Raw genomic sequence first — 15017 nt, 5'->3', positions numbered from 1 at the left:
TAGCGCGACGCGCGAGTGCCCGCCAGCCGCTCAGCGCGCGGGCAGCAGGCACGTCGGCGACGGCACGGCGGTGCGGTACCGCACCCGACCGGGCACGCCCGTGCGCTGGTCGAGCGACAGCGATGCGACCTCGTCGGAGAGCTGCCCGCCCACCAACAGCGTGTCGCGCACGACGACGTGATGCCGGGGCCAGTTCACGCCCGACTCGCCCAGCGCCACCGGCTGCAGCTGCGAGCCGTCGCCGCGCACCCGCAGCGTCACGATGGTGTTCGAGCCGCGCACGCCGGCATAGAGGAACTCTCCGTCGCGGGATGCCGCAAGCTCGGCCGCCGTGTCATCGTCGAGCAGGCCCGGGGCCAGGGGCGTGCCGCCGACGACCCGCCACGCGCCGGACGCCTCGGGTGCGAGCACGAAGACCTCGCGCGAGAGCTCTGTGACCACGTACAGGTGCCCGCTGACATGCCAGCGCATGTGCCGGGGTCCGCAACCGCGGGGCAGTACGACCTGGCCGACGGGCCGCAGGCCATCGGCGGCGTCGCGCCAGAACCGCACGATATCGAGCCCCATGTCGGTGGTGGCCACCAGACCGCCTGGTAGGAACGCCGTCTGGTGGGTGCGCGAAACGCGCTCGGCCGCGGCATCCTCGCCCTCGTCCTCCCGACCACCCAGCGAACGCACATCGCGCTCCCCCAGCGAACCCACCTCCCGCTCACCCAGCGACCCCAGCCCCCGGCCCCCAGCGAGCGCAGGTCGGGCTCGGCATAGGGATCGGCCGCCGGCGGCGCGATCACCGGCGATGACGGCCGGCCCGCGGCATCCAGACTCATCCGCACCACGCGCCCGTCGCCCCAGCACGCGGCGATCAACGAACCGCCGTCGGGCGCGACGGCGACGTGGCAGGTCAATTCACCCGCGGCCACCGGCTCGCCGAGACGGACGAAGGATGCCTCGCCCGTGCGCGCGAACGCCTGCACGGCGCCGTTTGCCTCCAGGGCCGCGTACACCACGTCCCGTGTGGGGTGCGCGGCGATCCACGACGGCGATCCGCCGGTGGCTGCGGCATCCCCGGTGAAGGCCAGCGGCCCACCGGCGAGCGCATCGTCGGCGGCACCGGCCACCAGCACGCCGATACCGGTGGCCGAGCCGTGCATGTCGGCGGTGTAGCCGCCGGTGAGAAAGCGCATTCGTGTTCCTTGTTCCGGCGCTTCGTTTCGGGCGGGCGGCCCTGGCTCAGCGACCTGTGTCAGACGAGATCGTGGCGCACGATGACCGCGTCGCGGGCGGCGCCCACTCCGATGACCGAGATGCGGGTGCCGCTCATCTTCTCGAGCGCGAGCACGTAGTCCTGCGCGGTCTGCGGCAGGTCTGAGAACTCGCGGGCGCGAGAGATGTCTTCGCTCCAGCCGGGGAAGTACTCGTAGATCGGCGTCGCATGGTGGAAGTCGGTCTGGTTGACCGGCACCTCGTCAAAACGCTGCCCGCCGACGTCGTAGGCGACGCACACCGGAATCTGCTCGAGCCCGGTGAGGATGTCGAGCTTGGTCATGACCAGATCGGTGATGCCGTTGATGCGCGTGGCATAGCGGGTGACGGGCGCGTCGTACCAGCCCACCCGGCGCGGACGCCCGGTGGTCGTGCCGAACTCGAAGCCGCGCGAGCGCAGCCAGTCACCCGACTCGTCGAACAGCTCGGTCGGGAAGGGGCCCGCCCCGACCCGGGTCGTGTACGCCTTGACGATCCCGACGATCCGGTCGAGCCGACCCGGGCCGACGCCGGAGCCGGTCGCCGCTCCCCCGGCGGTCGCCGACGACGAGGTGACGAACGGGTAGGTGCCATGGTCGATGTCGAGCATGGTCGCCTGGCCGCCCTCGAAGACGACGACATCGCCCGCGTCGAGAGCCTTGTCGAGCAGCAGAGCGGTGTCGTCGACCATGGGACGCAGCCGGTCGGCGTACGACAACAAGTCTTCGAGCACCTCGTCGCAACTGATCGCCCGGCGATTGAAGACCTTCACGAGCAGGTGGTTCTTCTGGTCGAGCGCGCCCTCGATCTTCTGGCGCAGAATGCCTTCGTCGAAGAGGTCTTGCACGCGGATGCCGACGCGGTTGATCTTGTCGGCGTAGGAGGGGCCGATGCCGCGCCCGGTGGTTCCGATCTGCCGCTTGCCGAGGAACCGCTCGGTCACCTTGTCGAGCGTGCGATGGTACTGCGTGATGATGTGCGCGTTGGCGCTGACCTTCAGCTTCGACACGTCGACGCCCCGCGCCGACAGTGCCTCGAGCTCGCTGAACAGGACCTCGAGGTCGATCACGACGCCGTTGCCGATCACCGGCGTGACGCCGGGGGTCAGGATGCCGGAAGGCAGCAGGTGCAGCGCGTATTTCTCATCGCCCACCACGACCGTGTGCCCGGCGTTGTTGCCGCCGTTGAACTTCACGACCCAGTCCGTGCGATCGGCGAGAAGGTCGGTGGCCTTGCCCTTCCCCTCGTCTCCCCATTGCACTCCGACGATGACGATTCCCGGCATGAGAGACCCCCGGTAGGTAGAGGACGGGTTACACCCCATCCTATCGGGCGGGCGCGGCGGGCTCTCAAGACGTGACGTTCAGCTTGATGCGCGGACGGCGGGGGGTCGTATTCTGGGCTCATGATCGAGAGCGCGCTGGGTCAATGACCGGCAACCCGCTGGTGGCCGCCGCGGTCGATCACACCTCCCCGTTCGCGGGCACCCTGCTGGTCGAAGACGGGGAACAACTGGTCCAGGCGGTGAACTCCGGCGACTGGGTCTCGGGAGGGATGGCCGCCTTCTCCGGACTTCTCGACACCGCAGCGGCCGTCTCCGACCCGCTCGGCTCTCTGATCGCCGCGGGCCTGGGCTGGCTGATCGACCACGTCGAACCCCTCAAAGGCTGGTTCAACGACCTGACCGGCAACGCCGCCGAAGTGCAGGCGTTCGCGCAGACCTGGGCCAACATCCACACCCAGATGGAAGCGGCCGGCACCGAACTGCACCGCGTGCTCGGCGACGTGGACGACCTCGCCGGACAAGCCATCGACGCCTACCGGCGGTTCCAACAAGACACCGCGAAACACCTGACCGCAGCCGGCACCTGGGCCGGGGCATTCTCCACCGGGCTGAACATCGCCTCCATGATCGTCCAAGCCGTCCACGACCTGGTCCGCGACGTGCTCTCCCAACTGGTCGGCTCCGCGATCTCCTGGGCCTCCGAAGCCGTCTTCACCCTCGGTCTTGCCACCCCCTGGATCATCGAACAAGTCAGCACCCGGGTCGCCTCCTGGGTCAGCAAAGTCGGCAAATTCATCACCCGACTCCTCGAATCCCTCAAATCCCTGCGCGGCCTGCTCGACGAACTCAAACCCCTCCTCGACAAAGCCAGCGAACTATTCGGCAAACTCCTGCACGGCGGGTCGGGCACGCACGCCCCCTCGGCACACTCACCGCGAGTCGGCGATCCGCTCACTGACGTCGACTTTCACGACATGGGGGCCTCCGGCTACCACAGCTCGATCTTCGGCGATCAAGTGCTGCAGTTCTACGACACGCCCAACGCGCACCTGGGGGCTCCCGACTCCAGTGTGTGGGCCATGCCAACCGAAGACGCAGCCCGTATCCACACGCCCGCTGACGCAGCACGCCAGACCGGCATGGCACCGATGGCCCAGAACGCGTACCTGAATGGCGGAGATCTGTACGCCATCCACTTCCCCGTCGACCCCACCACCCTGCGCAGGCCGACGGTCGCCGACGCCGACGGCTGGGCCCACTTCTATGCCGATCCCACGAGCCGAGATCCCATCTACGGGCACACCGCCGTGAATACAGGCGCCGACGCATATCTGATCAATCCGACACGTGAGACGCTTGTTCCCGGGGAGACCCTATGCGCTCAGGCTCCGTCCTGACAAAGCTCGTCGACGGCTCGTGGGTCGTCATGAGGACGTTTCCGTGAGTGAACTGGGATGCGAACGCTGCCGCAACGGCATCTACACCGGCGGGCCTGAGCCGCACTTCGTCGCTGCGACCGCGGGTAATGCGCTCTTCTATCGGTGTGAGGTCTGCGGGACCTGGTGGACCTCAGATGCCAGATCCATGCATCCGATCACCCCGATCCGGGCCCGAGAACAGCTAGGGAGTCTTTTCGATGGCGAGTGATATGCCGCTGGTGGAACGCGCCTTGCGCCGTGCGACGACGGGCGCGCTCACGATGCAGAGTGTGATGTGGGTGTTCGCCGCGTCGACGGTCTACGTGCCCAGTGGCGCCGATCCCGGTGCAGACCGCTCGGGGATGCGCCCGGTCTACTACCAGAAGGGCGCCGACCGCATGCTGGCGGTGTTCACCTCGCCCGCCGCCGCCGAAGCGGTAAACGAGATCGCCCCGTATCTCGTCACGTTCTCCGGCGAGCAGCTGCTGTCGACGATGCCGGCGACCGACGGGTTGGTCGTCAATCCCGGCACTCCCGTGGGCTTCGACGTGGAGCCCGAAGGATTGACGCAGTTGCGCGACGAACTGGGCACTTCAGCGGCCTGAGCGACGCCAACGTTCGGTCCCGCGTCCGGCCTACCGACGCAGGCGCAGCTCGCGCCACGTGCGCAGGCCGATCAGCAGTGGAATCGCGCCGAGCACCCACAGCATCAGGCCGAGCGCGAACCCCACGCCCGCCCGCTCGGGGATGTTCCCGAAGAAGACGACCAGCGAGCCGGCCACCGCGATGACGATGCCCAGCGCGATGAGCAACCCGTGCGCCCTGCGCCATCCGGCGCCCGCCGCTCGCACGGTGCCGATGCCGTCGGCGATCGCGACCACGCCGACCACCGCAAGAGTGCCGAAGAAGGCCGTATCGATGCTGGGTGCGACCGCGGGCAGAAACAGCAGACCGATCACGAGATAGATAGCGCCGATCACGATCTCGGCGATACCGCGCGCCTTGTGACCGCCGGCCTTGTGACCGCCGGCCGCACCGTCGGCGCCGGCGGGACGGATACTTTCGGGGTTTTCGGTCATCGTCGGTTCCGTTCCGGTGGCGGATGCCGCGCGGGGGCGCGGTGGCTCGATGCTAACAAGCGGGCGGTACGGTATGCGGGTGCTTGCCCCCGGGTGGTGGATGCCGGTGCCCGGCCGGTCACGCGGCTGAAGCGGCATCCCGCCCCTGGATAGACTGGAACCCATGTCGAAGGTCCTGCAGTCTCTCCCCGTCGGCGAGCGCGTCGGCATCGCCTTCTCCGGGGGGCTTGACACCTCGGTCGCCGTCGCGTGGATGCGCGACAAGGGCGCGATCCCGTGCACGTACACGGGCGACCTCGGCCAGCCCGACGAGACCGACATCGAGGCGATCCCGGGCCGAGCCGCGCAGTACGGCGCCGAGGTCTCGCGTCTGGTCGACTGCAAACGCGCGCTGGTCGAAGAGGGGTTCGGGGCGCTGGCGTGCGGCGCTTTCCACATTCGCAGCGGCGGGCGCACCTATTTCAACACGACGCCGATCGGCCGCGCCGTGACCGGCACGCTGCTCGTGCGCGCCATGAAGGAAGACGGCGTCGACATCTGGGGCGACGGCTCGACCTACAAGGGCAACGACATCGAGCGCTTCTACCGCTACGGGCTGCTGGCCAACCCGGCGCTGCGCATCTACAAGCCGTGGCTCGACCCCGACTTCGTCGGCGAACTGGGCGGGCGCGCGGAGATGAGCCAGTGGCTCGTCGAGCACGGCTTTCCGTACCGCGACTCGGCTGAGAAGGCGTACTCGACCGACGCCAACATCTGGGGTGCGACGCACGAGGCCAAGACCCTCGAGCACCTCGATGTGTCGCTCGAGACCGTCGAGCCGATCATGGGTGTGCGATTCTGGGATCCGTCGGTGCAGATCGAGACCGAAGACGTCACCGTCGCCTTCGAAGCCGGACGCCCGGTCGCACTGAACGGCGTCTCGTTCGACGACCCGGTCGAGCTCGTGCTCGAGGCGAACCGCATCGGCGGACGCCACGGTCTGGGCATGAGCGACCAGATCGAGAACCGCATCATCGAGGCCAAATCGCGTGGCATCTACGAGGCTCCGGGCATGGCGCTGCTGTTCATCGCGTACGAGCGCCTGGTGAACGCGATTCTCAACGAAGACACGCTGGCCACTTACCACGAGCAGGGTCGGCGGCTGGGCCGGCTGATGTATGAGGGACGCTGGCTCGAGCCGCAGGCACTCATGCTGCGCGAGTCGATCCAGAAGTGGGTGGGCTCGGTCGTCACCGGTGTGGTGACCCTGCGTCTGCGCCGCGGCGAAGACTACACGATCCTCGACACTGTCGCCGCCCACGCCTCGTACCAGCCCGAGAAGCTCTCGATGGAGCGCGTCGGTGACGCCGCCTTCGGCCCGGTCGACCGCATCGGGCAGCTCACGATGCGCAATCTCGACATCGCCGACTCGCGCGGCCGGCTTGAGCAGTATGCCGGCCTGGGCCTGATCGGCGGGGCGACCCGCGAGCTGGTCGGCCGGCTCGAGCAGGGTGCTGCCGACGAGATCTCCGAGGCCGGCGCCGAGACGCAGCAGGCTGCCGCCGCTTTCGATGAGGCCGGCGAGGGCGCCGCGTTCGACTCCGGCACCGACTGACGGTGCGGGATGCCGCGGCGCGCGCGCGGCGCGCGGCGCGCGGCATCCCTCGCTCTCCGGCATCCACCCCGGCTCCGGCATCCACCCCGGCGTGTTCGGTTCGCAGGAACATCTGCGCACCGACCGGCGACACGCCGGGCCACCGGCCCGGGACACGCCAACCATCCTGCGAACCGAACAGGTGCCGCCGCGGCGGCGCGGCAATCGGCTGAGACTTTGCACAGCATTGTGCAGGTTAATTGTGCACACCGATGTGCAAGTTCTATTCTTATGGAGTGAGCACACCGCATCCGCCGCGTCGAAAGGACGCCGCCCAGAACAGGGCCGGCATCCTCGTTGCGGCCGTCACCGTTCTGGCTGACGACCCACACGCGTCCATCGACACGATCGCGAAGGCCGCCGGGCTGTCACGTCGCGCTTTCTACGGCCACTTTGAGGACCGGGGGGCCCTCATCACCGCCGTGATCGCCGAAGGCGCCGAACGCTTCAACGCGATCGCACAGTCGGTGACCGATGACGATCCGCGCAGCGCGCTTGCACACCTGGCCCGCGGGCTGTGGGGCGAGGCGCAGCACGTGCACGCGGCGGTCGCGGTGGCTCTGAACGACAAGCTCGCGCGCCTCACGGCGCAAGCTCTCGCCCCGGTGCGCGTGCGGCTGCTGGAGATCTGCGAGCGCGGCTTCGAGCGCGACGTGCTGCGCCGCGACATCCCGCCCGCCGTCACTGTGCGGCTGGTCGAAGAGGCCGCGCGCAGCGTGATCACTCATCTGGATCCGGCACAGACCCGCGGCCACCATCTCGCCGAACGCGCCGTGCTCAGCGCGGCGGGCCTGGGATGGCAGCAGATCGATGATCTGATCATCGAGGGGGAGAAGGCATGAAGATCGAACTGCGGGATGTCGCGAAGGGGCCGGCCCGCGCGCGGGCGCTCGACGCGACGACGACGGCGTTTCAGAGCGGCACGGCGGTGCTCGTCGAGGCCGAGACCGAACAGCGCCCCGCCGTGCTCGGACTCATCGCATCGGGGCGGATGAAGCCTGACACTGGCACCGTGCTGCTCGACGGCGCCGCCGATGCGCGGTCGATCCGCACGCGCACGGCTCTGGTCGATGCGCCCGAGGTGTGCGATCCGGCGCCGGATGTCACGGTGTACGGCCTCGTCGAAGAAGAACTGATGTTCGCCGGGCGCCCATCGAACCTGATCGCGGCCCGACGCTGGCTCGACGACAACGGCTTCGGCGGGATGGGACGGATGCCGATCTCGGCCGTCGGACCGCGCGAGCGGGTGTCGTTGCTGCTCGAGCTGACAGCGCTGCGCCCCCGCGTCGAGGCGATCGTGCTGGTCTCGCCCGACCGACACGGCGGCGACCCGCGGGAGTGGTGGAGCATCGTCGAGGACTTCGCCGCCCGCGGGTACGCCATGCTCGTGATCGCCGGGCGGGCCTCGGCCATGGTGCTACACGGGATGGATGCGGCATCCGGCGAAACCGCGGCATCCCCCGCCCCCGGCGTCCAGCCGGAACCTTCCCCCGAGCCGGCATCCGCCCCGCCGGCCGAGGCCGCGGCTGATGCCGGTGCCGGTGCCGGCACGCCTGCCGATGCAGATGCCGACGCCGACGCCGACGCGGATGCGGATGCGGATGCCGGTGCCGATGCACGTGCGGATATTCCATATGGAATTGCCGAAACCACATCAAACCGCCGCGAAATTGATGTGGTTTCGCAAATTCCATATGGAACCGACCGGGAGGAGGGCGAGGCCGCGCCGGGCGAGGCCGCAGAGGGCGAGGCCGCGCCGGGCGAGGCCGCACCCGATGCTGACCCCGCCCCGAGCCCGAGGAGGACGAGCGGTGAAGATCCCCGCGATGATCACCGCCGAACTGCGGCGGCTGACCTCCACGAAGATGGGCATCCTCGCCCTGATCGCGCTGCTGGCGGTGCCGATCCTGTACGGGGGGCTCTACCTGTGGGCAAACCAGGACCCCTACGGGCAGTTCAGCGAGGTTCCCGTCGCGCTCGTCGTCGCCGACGAAGGCCAGGGCGAGGTGAACTACGGCGACCAGATCGCCGACGAGTTGATCGAGGGCAAGGCGTTTGACTGGCAGCGCATGACGACCGACGAAGCAGCCGACGCCCTGCACCATGGCGAGGTCGACTTCACCGTCACGATCCCGAAGGACTTCTCCGACGCCCTCACCAGCGTCTCCACCGACCAGCCCCGGCAGGCCACGATCGAACTCGAGACGAACGACGCCAACAACTACCTCGCCTCGACGATCGGCGACCAGGCCGTGGAGAAGATCCGCGCGTCGGTCGCACAGCTGGTCGGGCGCGAAGCGGCCGGCCGCATGCTCACGGCACTTTCCGACATCCGCGGCAGCCTCGTCACCGCTGCCGACGGCGCGGCGCAGCTGACCGACGGAGCGCAGTCTGCGCACGACGGCGCCGGCGAACTGCGTGACGGCGCAGCGCAGCTCTCGGCCGGCGCGCAGAAGCTCTCCACCGGCGCACACCAGGTCGCCGACGGGGCCTCCCAGCTGACAGACGGCGCGGCCACCCTCTCGACAGGCGCAACGCATGTCGCCGACGGTGCGGCGCAGGTGGCCGACGGCACACGGCAGATCGCCGAGTACGCGGATGCCGCGGGCAGCGCCGTGCAGACCGTCACCGACGCGCTGCCCGACGCGCGCAGCGACATCGCCGACCTGCTGACCGAGCAGGGACTCGACCAGAGCCAGATCGACGCGGTCCTGGCAAAGCTGGATCCGGTTGCCGACAAGCTGCGCGACGGCGATGCGAAGGTGCAGGATGCCGTCGGCAAGATCGATCAGCTCGCCTCGGGCGCCGATCAGGTGTCGGCGGGCGCGGCGCAGGTCGCCGACGGTGCCGCCGACCTGACCTCGGGCGCGGCCACGCTGTCGTCGGGCGCCGACCAGGTCGCCGACGGCACCGACGCGGCGGTGACCGGGTCGACACAGCTGCGCGATGGCGCGACAGCGTTGCAGAAAGGCTTGGGCACCCTCACCGACGGTGCGGCACAGCTGCGCGACGGCCTGAGCGACGGAGTCGACCAGATCCCGGCATCCACGACACAGCTGCGCACCGCGCAGGCCAAGACCATCGCCGACCCCGTCGAGATCGAGTCGGGCAAGGTGGCCTCGGCCGAGGACTACGGCGCAGGCCTGGCGCCGTTCTTCGCGGCGCTGGCCGGATGGATCGGCATCTATGCGCTGTTCCTTATCGTCAAGCCGATCTCCAAGCGCGCGGTCACCGCGCTGCGCAAGCCGATCAGGGTGACCATCGCCGGATGGCTGACCCCGGCCGTGCTGGGTGGGGTGCAGATGATCGGGCTGTTCGGCGTGCTGGCGCTCGCGCTCGGATTCGGCTTTGCGAACCCGTGGGGCACGCTCGGCGTCATGGTCGCGGCATCGTTCACCTACACGGCGATCATTCTGGCGCTGAACGTGTGGCTGGGCTCGGTCGGACAGTTCCTGGGTCTGGTGATCATGGTGCTGCAGCTGGTGACTGCCGGGGGCACGTTCCCCTGGCAGACACTGCCGGCGCCGCTGGCGGCCCTGCACCACGTGCTGCCGATGGGCTATGTCGTCGACGCGATGCGGCAGCTGATGTACGGCGGCGACCTCGCCCGTGCCGGTGCCGATCTGGGGGTGCTCGCGCTGTGGCTGGTGGGTTCGCTCGCGGTAGCGGCGCTGGGCGTCACGCGCATGACGCACCGCCGCACGCTGCGCGACCTGCAGCCGAGCCTGATCGGGTAGGCGGCGCCGCCACGCGGATTCCGAACAGGGTTCGGGGTTCCCCGTGCCCGGGCGATACGATGCCAGGACGCCCGCGTACCCGAACGGTGGGCGCTTCCGTAGACCTCGACGACGAAGAGTCCAGCCGTGTCAGCAGCCCGCCCCGCACCCGCCACCCGTACCAAGGCCAAGATGCCCCTCGGCCGAAAGATCGGCATCACCGCGTTCAGCGTCCTCGCCGGACTCGTCGTGATCGCCGTCGTCGCCGCAGGGTTCGTCGTCTTCACGATCCAGCGCTCGTTCCCGACGCTCGAGGGCACCATCACGACCTCGGGGCTCAACGACAAGGTCACGGTGCAGCGCGATGATCGCGGCATCCCGACCATCACCGCCGACGATTCCCACGACCTCTTCTTCGCGCAGGGCTACGTGCACGCGCAGGATCGCTTCTGGGAGATGGACTTTCGCCGGCACGTGACCAGCGGCCGGCTCTCAGAGCTGTTCGGAGCCTCGCAGCTGCCCACCGACACGTTCTTGCGCACGCTGGGCTGGCGCAAGGTCGCCGAGCAAGAGGTCGACCTGCTCTCGGATGACGCGAAGGCCTACTATCAGGCCTACGCCGACGGGGTGAACGCCTATCTCTCCGACCACCACGGCGCCGCAGTCTCGCTGGAGTACGCCGTGCTGGGGCTGCAGAACCCCGACTACACGATCGAGAAGTGGACGATCGCCGACTCGCTCGCGTGGCTGAAGGCGATGGCCTGGGATCTGCGCGCGAACCTCGGCGACGAGACCGACCGCGCTCTGCTGGCTGGCGCCGGCTACACGCAGGAGCAGATCGCCGACCTCTACCCCGCCTACCCGTTCGATCAGAACCCGGTCATCGTGCCGGAGCTGTCCACGGATGCCCCGGACGCGAAGACCCCCGACGTCGAGGCGGGCTCGACCGCCCCGGCATCGCTGCAGTGGCAGCAGGTCGACAATGTCGTCGAGGCTGCCAGCGCGCTCATCGGGCAGGTCGGCGAGGGCGTAGGCTCGAACTCCTGGGTGGTATCGGGTGATCTGACCGAGAGTGGGATGCCGCTGCTGAGCAACGATCCGCACTTGGGCGCCGCCATGCCCAGCATCTGGCATCAGATCGGTCTGCGGTGCGCGAAGGTGTCGGCGGCCTGCCCGTTCGACGTCGCCGGTTTCGGCTTCTCCGGCGTTCCGGGCGTGGTCATCGGCCACAACACGAGCATCGCGTGGGGGTTCACCAACCTGACCACCGACGTGACCGACCTGTACCTCGAGCGCGTCCAGGGCGATGACTACTGGCGAGACGGCAAGCTCGTGCCCCTGAAGATCTCGCACGAGACCATCAAGGTCGCCGGCGGAAAAGACGTCGACCTCGAGATCCGGTCGACCAACAACGGCCCGATCATCTCCAGCGTCAACGACGACGATGCCGCCATCGCGCAGCATCCGGTCACCGGATCGGATGGCAAGGTCACCGAGCCGAGCAGCATGCCCGACGGCGATACCGCCGTCGCGCTGAAGTGGACGGCACTGACTCCGGGAACGACCGCCGAGGCCATCTTCACTCTCGACCAGGCGCAGGACTTCGCCGGATTCCGCGCCGCGGCCGAGCAGTTCGACGTGCCGGCGCAGAACCTCATCTACGCCGACGTCAACGGCAACATCGGATACCAGGCACCCGGCAAGCTGCCGATTCGCGGTGCCGGCGACGGGTCGATGCCACAGCCGGGCTGGGACTCGGATTACGACTGGAAGGGCTTCATTCCGTTCGCGAAGCTGCCGGTGTTGTACAACCCCGACGACGGGTACATCGTCACGGCCAACAACGCGATCACGGGCGACGACTATCCGTACTTCCTCACCAACGACTGGGACTACGGCTGGCGCGCCGCGCGCATCACCGACCTCATCCAGCGAGCCTCGGCCGACCACAAGCTCACGGTGCAGGACATGCGCGACATTCAGTCCGACACCGACTTCTGGATCGGCAAGAAGCTCATCACCGCGTACAAGGACATCACCGTCGACGACACGCAGGTGCAGTCGGCCCTCGACCTGTTCGACCTGTGGGACGGCCAGAACGCCGTCGATTCGGCCGCGGCAGCCTACGCGAACGTGGTGTGGGACGAGCTGGCCCAGGACCTCTTCACCCGCCGCGAGCATCCGGCGCCCACTGGCAGCCAGAGCCGGCTGTTCCTCGTCGCCGACAATCTGCTCGACGACCCCGACTCGAGCTGGTGGACCAACGACCAGATCTCAGTGACCAGCCAGCAGCAGATGCTCGTCAAGGCCGCGACCGACGCATACCACCGCCTGGCCGAGCTCGAGGGCTCGAATCCCGAGCAGTGGACCTGGGGCGGCATCCACAAGCTCACGCTGACCAGCGCAACGTTCGGCTCGAGCGGCATCGCGCCGATCGAGTGGCTTTTCAACCGGGGTCCGCTCGCCGTGGGCGGTGGGTCGAGTGTGGTGGATGCCACGGGCTGGGCGATCGGCGATGGCTTCGACGTGTCGACCGTGCCGTCGATGCGCATGGTGGTCGACCTGTCGAACTTCGACGCGTCGACGTGGACCAACCTCACCGGCGAAAGCGGTCACGCCTTCCACCCGAACTACGACGACCAGGCCGAGGCGTGGCAGCACGTTCAAGCGCTGCCGTGGGCGTTCTCGCCGAAGGCGGTCAAGGCTGCCGCGACGCACACCCTGGTGCTGGCGCCCGCCGACTGAGCGAGCCGCGCCCGGTCGTTGAGCGGACCGCGCCCGGTCGTTGAGCGGACCGCGCGCGGTCGCTGAGCAAGCCGCGCCCGGTCGTTGAGCGAGCCCTGCCCGGTCGTTGAGCGAGCGCAGCGAGACGAAACGACCAATCGCCGCGCGAATCACTCCCCCGGCGTCGCCGGCGGGCTGCCCATCGTTCCGGGCGGCCACGCCTCGGGCACGACCCCGCCCGGCGCCGGCACGATGCCCTGCCATGGCGTGATGGTGCGCGGTGCGCCGTTCTCCTCGTGCAGCAGGATCAGCTGCAGGCCGGATGCCGCACCGAACGGGTCGCCACCGGGATACGGCGATCCCGCGCTGCAGGTCTCAGGTGCGGACAGCACACGGATGCTCCCCTCGCCCGAGCCCTTCGCCCAGTGGTCGACCTGCACGCTCCAGGCGTTCACGGTGTACCCGAAGAGGTTCGCCTCGCCGACCTTCTCCCCGACAGTGCCGACCACCGCCGACGACGCATCTTCCAGAGCGTCAGCGGGTGTGTCGAAGGCCACCCAGTCCACGCACTGACCCGCCGTGCCGAACGGCGCTCCGGAGCACCCGGTGAGCAGGCCCAGTGCCAGTACGGCACTGGCCGCCGGCCCGGTGAGTCCTCGCCCCATGTCTTCGAGTATGCGGATGCCGCAGCCCCCGCAAACGCATCGTTATGCGTTCGGTAGCCGGGCCGGGATGCTGCCTGCCGACGTCGAGCCGATGCCGCGCCGCGGCATCCCGTTATTGATTCGTTACCAGCGTTCTCGGAGGAACCGCCCAGAAACGGCACCTACGGTTGACCGGTCCCCGCCCCGGCACCCGATCGAGACGGTGGATGTCTCGGTTCGGCCGCATGGCCGAAGGCCCAGCACCTCTGACACAACGCCGGATAGTGCCGCGCGACACCCGTGTCGCAGAGCACACGGCCAGCCGAGACGACCAGCCCGCCCAGGTGGCATCCCGCTGAAGATGTCACTTGTAGCCCGCGCCCCGCAAGGGGTCGCGCCACGCACGGCGGGACAGTACGAACATCGGAGCCCCGTGCGCCTTCGCACCCTGACCCACCCGAAGAAGTCCCTTTTCCTCACGATCTCAGCGGTGGCCGCTCTTGCGGTCGTGGCCGTTCCGGCCAGCGCGGCCGGCGCACCGCCGCGAGATGACACCCCGGCCCACGTCGAGACCGGGCCCCGCCCGGTCGACCAGAATGCCGCGTATTACGCGAACATCGCGCGCGGCACCGCGAACCTCGCGCACGGCAAGGTGAGCACGGCGTCACTGACGACACAGATCGCCGACATCCAAGACTCCACAGCCGCTTCTCCCGCGCAGGTCGAGGCTCTGACCGCCGAACTGCGCAACACCACCGCGACCGTCGCGGCCAAGGTCGTCAAGTACGACAAGGAGCAGGCCCGCAAGGCCGCCGCGAAGAAGGCGGCTGCGAAGAAGGCCGCCGCAGCTGCCGCCGAAAAGGCGCGGCAGGAGGCCGCGGCCAAGAAGGCCACGCAGTCGTCGTCGAGCGGCGGCGGCGCCGTCGCCGCCTCGACCGGCAGCGTTTCGGCGGCCGGCGGTAACTCCCCGTCGGCGGCGCGTGCGTATGCGCGCAGCGCGATGGCCAGCAAGTACGGCTGGGGCTCCGACCAGTTCTCGTGCCTGAACTCGCTGTGGAATCGCGAGTCGGGCTGGCGCGTGAACGCCGCCAACCCGTCGGGCGCCTACGGCATTCCGCAGGCCCTTCCCGGATCGAAGATGGGCGCCGGCTGGCAGAGCAGCGCGACCGTGCAGATCAACTGGGGTCTGAGCTACATCAAGAGCCGCTATGGCACGCCGTGCGGCGCGTGGAGCCACTCCCAGTCCACCGGCTGGTACTGAGCCGTCGCACTCCGA

At 68.9% G+C, this 15017-nt stretch carries 11 protein-coding genes and 1 pseudogene; 7 read left to right on the top strand and 5 right to left on the bottom strand.

The annotated features are described in order from the left end of the window. Positions 1 to 30: 30 nt before the first annotated feature. The 3 genes and pseudogenes from ET475_RS18320 to ET475_RS07015 all read right to left on the bottom strand — a co-directional run bounded on the left by ET475_RS18320 (position 31) and on the right by ET475_RS07015 (position 2527). Complete coding sequence (locus ET475_RS18320) at positions 31 to 702, bottom strand: lactonase family protein (protein WP_340638614.1); 672 nt, start codon at positions 700 to 702, stop codon at positions 31 to 33. 152 nt (positions 703 to 854) lie between these two features. After that, positions 855 to 1151: pseudogene (locus ET475_RS18315) on the bottom strand (beta-propeller fold lactonase family protein); the annotation flags it as partial. Positions 1152 to 1243: 92 nt separating this feature from the next. Next, complete coding sequence (locus tag ET475_RS07015; protein WP_129387756.1) at positions 1244 to 2527, bottom strand: adenylosuccinate synthase; 1284 nt, start codon at positions 2525 to 2527, stop codon at positions 1244 to 1246. 143 nt (positions 2528 to 2670) lie between these two features. Between ET475_RS07015 and ET475_RS07010 the strand changes: the two genes are divergently transcribed. Next, complete coding sequence (locus ET475_RS07010) at positions 2671 to 3924, top strand: hypothetical protein (RefSeq protein WP_129387753.1); 1254 nt, start codon at positions 2671 to 2673, stop codon at positions 3922 to 3924. 239 nt (positions 3925 to 4163) lie between these two features. Continuing rightward, positions 4164 to 4550, top strand: a complete 387-nt coding sequence (locus tag ET475_RS07005; protein WP_129387750.1) for an SseB family protein — start codon at positions 4164 to 4166, stop codon at positions 4548 to 4550. Between the two features lie 30 nt (positions 4551 to 4580). Here ET475_RS07005 and ET475_RS07000 read toward each other — a convergent pair whose 3' ends face one another. Then, entirely contained in the window at positions 4581 to 5024 is a 444-nt protein-coding gene (locus tag ET475_RS07000) for a hypothetical protein (RefSeq protein ID WP_129387747.1), read from the bottom strand. 163 nt (positions 5025 to 5187) lie between these two features. Between ET475_RS07000 and argG the strand changes: the two genes are divergently transcribed. The 4 genes from argG (at position 5188) to ET475_RS06975 (ending at position 13118) form a co-directional block, all read left to right on the top strand. Continuing rightward, positions 5188 to 6618, top strand: a complete 1431-nt coding sequence (argG, locus tag ET475_RS06995; RefSeq protein ID WP_129387744.1) for an argininosuccinate synthase — start codon at positions 5188 to 5190, stop codon at positions 6616 to 6618. Positions 6619 to 6893: 275 nt separating this feature from the next. Then, the gene (locus ET475_RS06990; protein WP_129387741.1) at positions 6894 to 7499 is read left to right on the top strand and encodes a TetR/AcrR family transcriptional regulator; all 606 of its coding nucleotides are present in this window, start codon (positions 6894 to 6896) and stop codon (positions 7497 to 7499) included. Positions 7500 to 8468: 969 nt separating this feature from the next. Continuing rightward, positions 8469 to 10394, top strand: coding sequence for a YhgE/Pip domain-containing protein (locus ET475_RS06980; protein ID WP_129387738.1), 1926 nt, complete (start codon positions 8469 to 8471; stop codon positions 10392 to 10394). Positions 10395 to 10520: 126 nt separating this feature from the next. Beyond that, positions 10521 to 13118, top strand: a complete 2598-nt coding sequence (locus tag ET475_RS06975; RefSeq protein WP_340638613.1) for a penicillin acylase family protein — start codon at positions 10521 to 10523, stop codon at positions 13116 to 13118. Between the two features lie 149 nt (positions 13119 to 13267). Here the strand turns inward: ET475_RS06975 and ET475_RS06970 are convergent, their stop codons facing one another. Continuing rightward, a complete protein-coding gene (locus ET475_RS06970) occupies positions 13268 to 13762 on the bottom strand; it encodes a hypothetical protein (protein ID WP_129387735.1) in 495 nt (164 codons plus the stop codon). A gap of 412 nt (positions 13763 to 14174) precedes the next feature. Here ET475_RS06970 and ET475_RS06965 point away from each other — a divergent pair, with 412 nt between their 5' ends. After that, positions 14175 to 15002: an aggregation-promoting factor C-terminal-like domain-containing protein gene (locus ET475_RS06965; protein ID WP_129387732.1), complete on the top strand. Its 828-nt coding sequence runs from the start codon at positions 14175 to 14177 to the stop codon at positions 15000 to 15002. Positions 15003 to 15017: the final 15 nt, after the last annotated feature.

Source organism: Microbacterium protaetiae (assembly GCF_004135285.1).
Lineage (GTDB): Bacteria > Actinomycetota > Actinomycetes > Actinomycetales > Microbacteriaceae > Microbacterium > Microbacterium protaetiae.
This window is presented reverse-complemented; position numbering and strand designations above follow the sequence as displayed.

Bases quoted from the DNA above. Each gene is read 5' to 3' on its own strand.
- argG (WP_129387744.1), top strand. From the start codon at position 5,188: ATGTCGAAGGTCCTGCAGTCTCTCCCCGTCGGCGAGCGCGTCGGCATC.
- ET475_RS07010 (WP_129387753.1), top strand. From the start codon at position 2,671: ATGACCGGCAACCCGCTGGTGGCCGCCGCGGTCGATCACACCTCCCCG.
- ET475_RS07000 (WP_129387747.1), bottom strand. From the start codon at position 5,024: ATGACCGAAAACCCCGAAAGTATCCGTCCCGCCGGCGCCGACGGTGCG.
- ET475_RS06970 (WP_129387735.1), bottom strand. From the start codon at position 13,762: ATGGGGCGAGGACTCACCGGGCCGGCGGCCAGTGCCGTACTGGCACTG.
- ET475_RS07015 (WP_129387756.1), bottom strand. From the start codon at position 2,527: ATGCCGGGAATCGTCATCGTCGGAGTGCAATGGGGAGACGAGGGGAAG.
- ET475_RS07005 (WP_129387750.1), top strand. From the start codon at position 4,164: ATGGCGAGTGATATGCCGCTGGTGGAACGCGCCTTGCGCCGTGCGACG.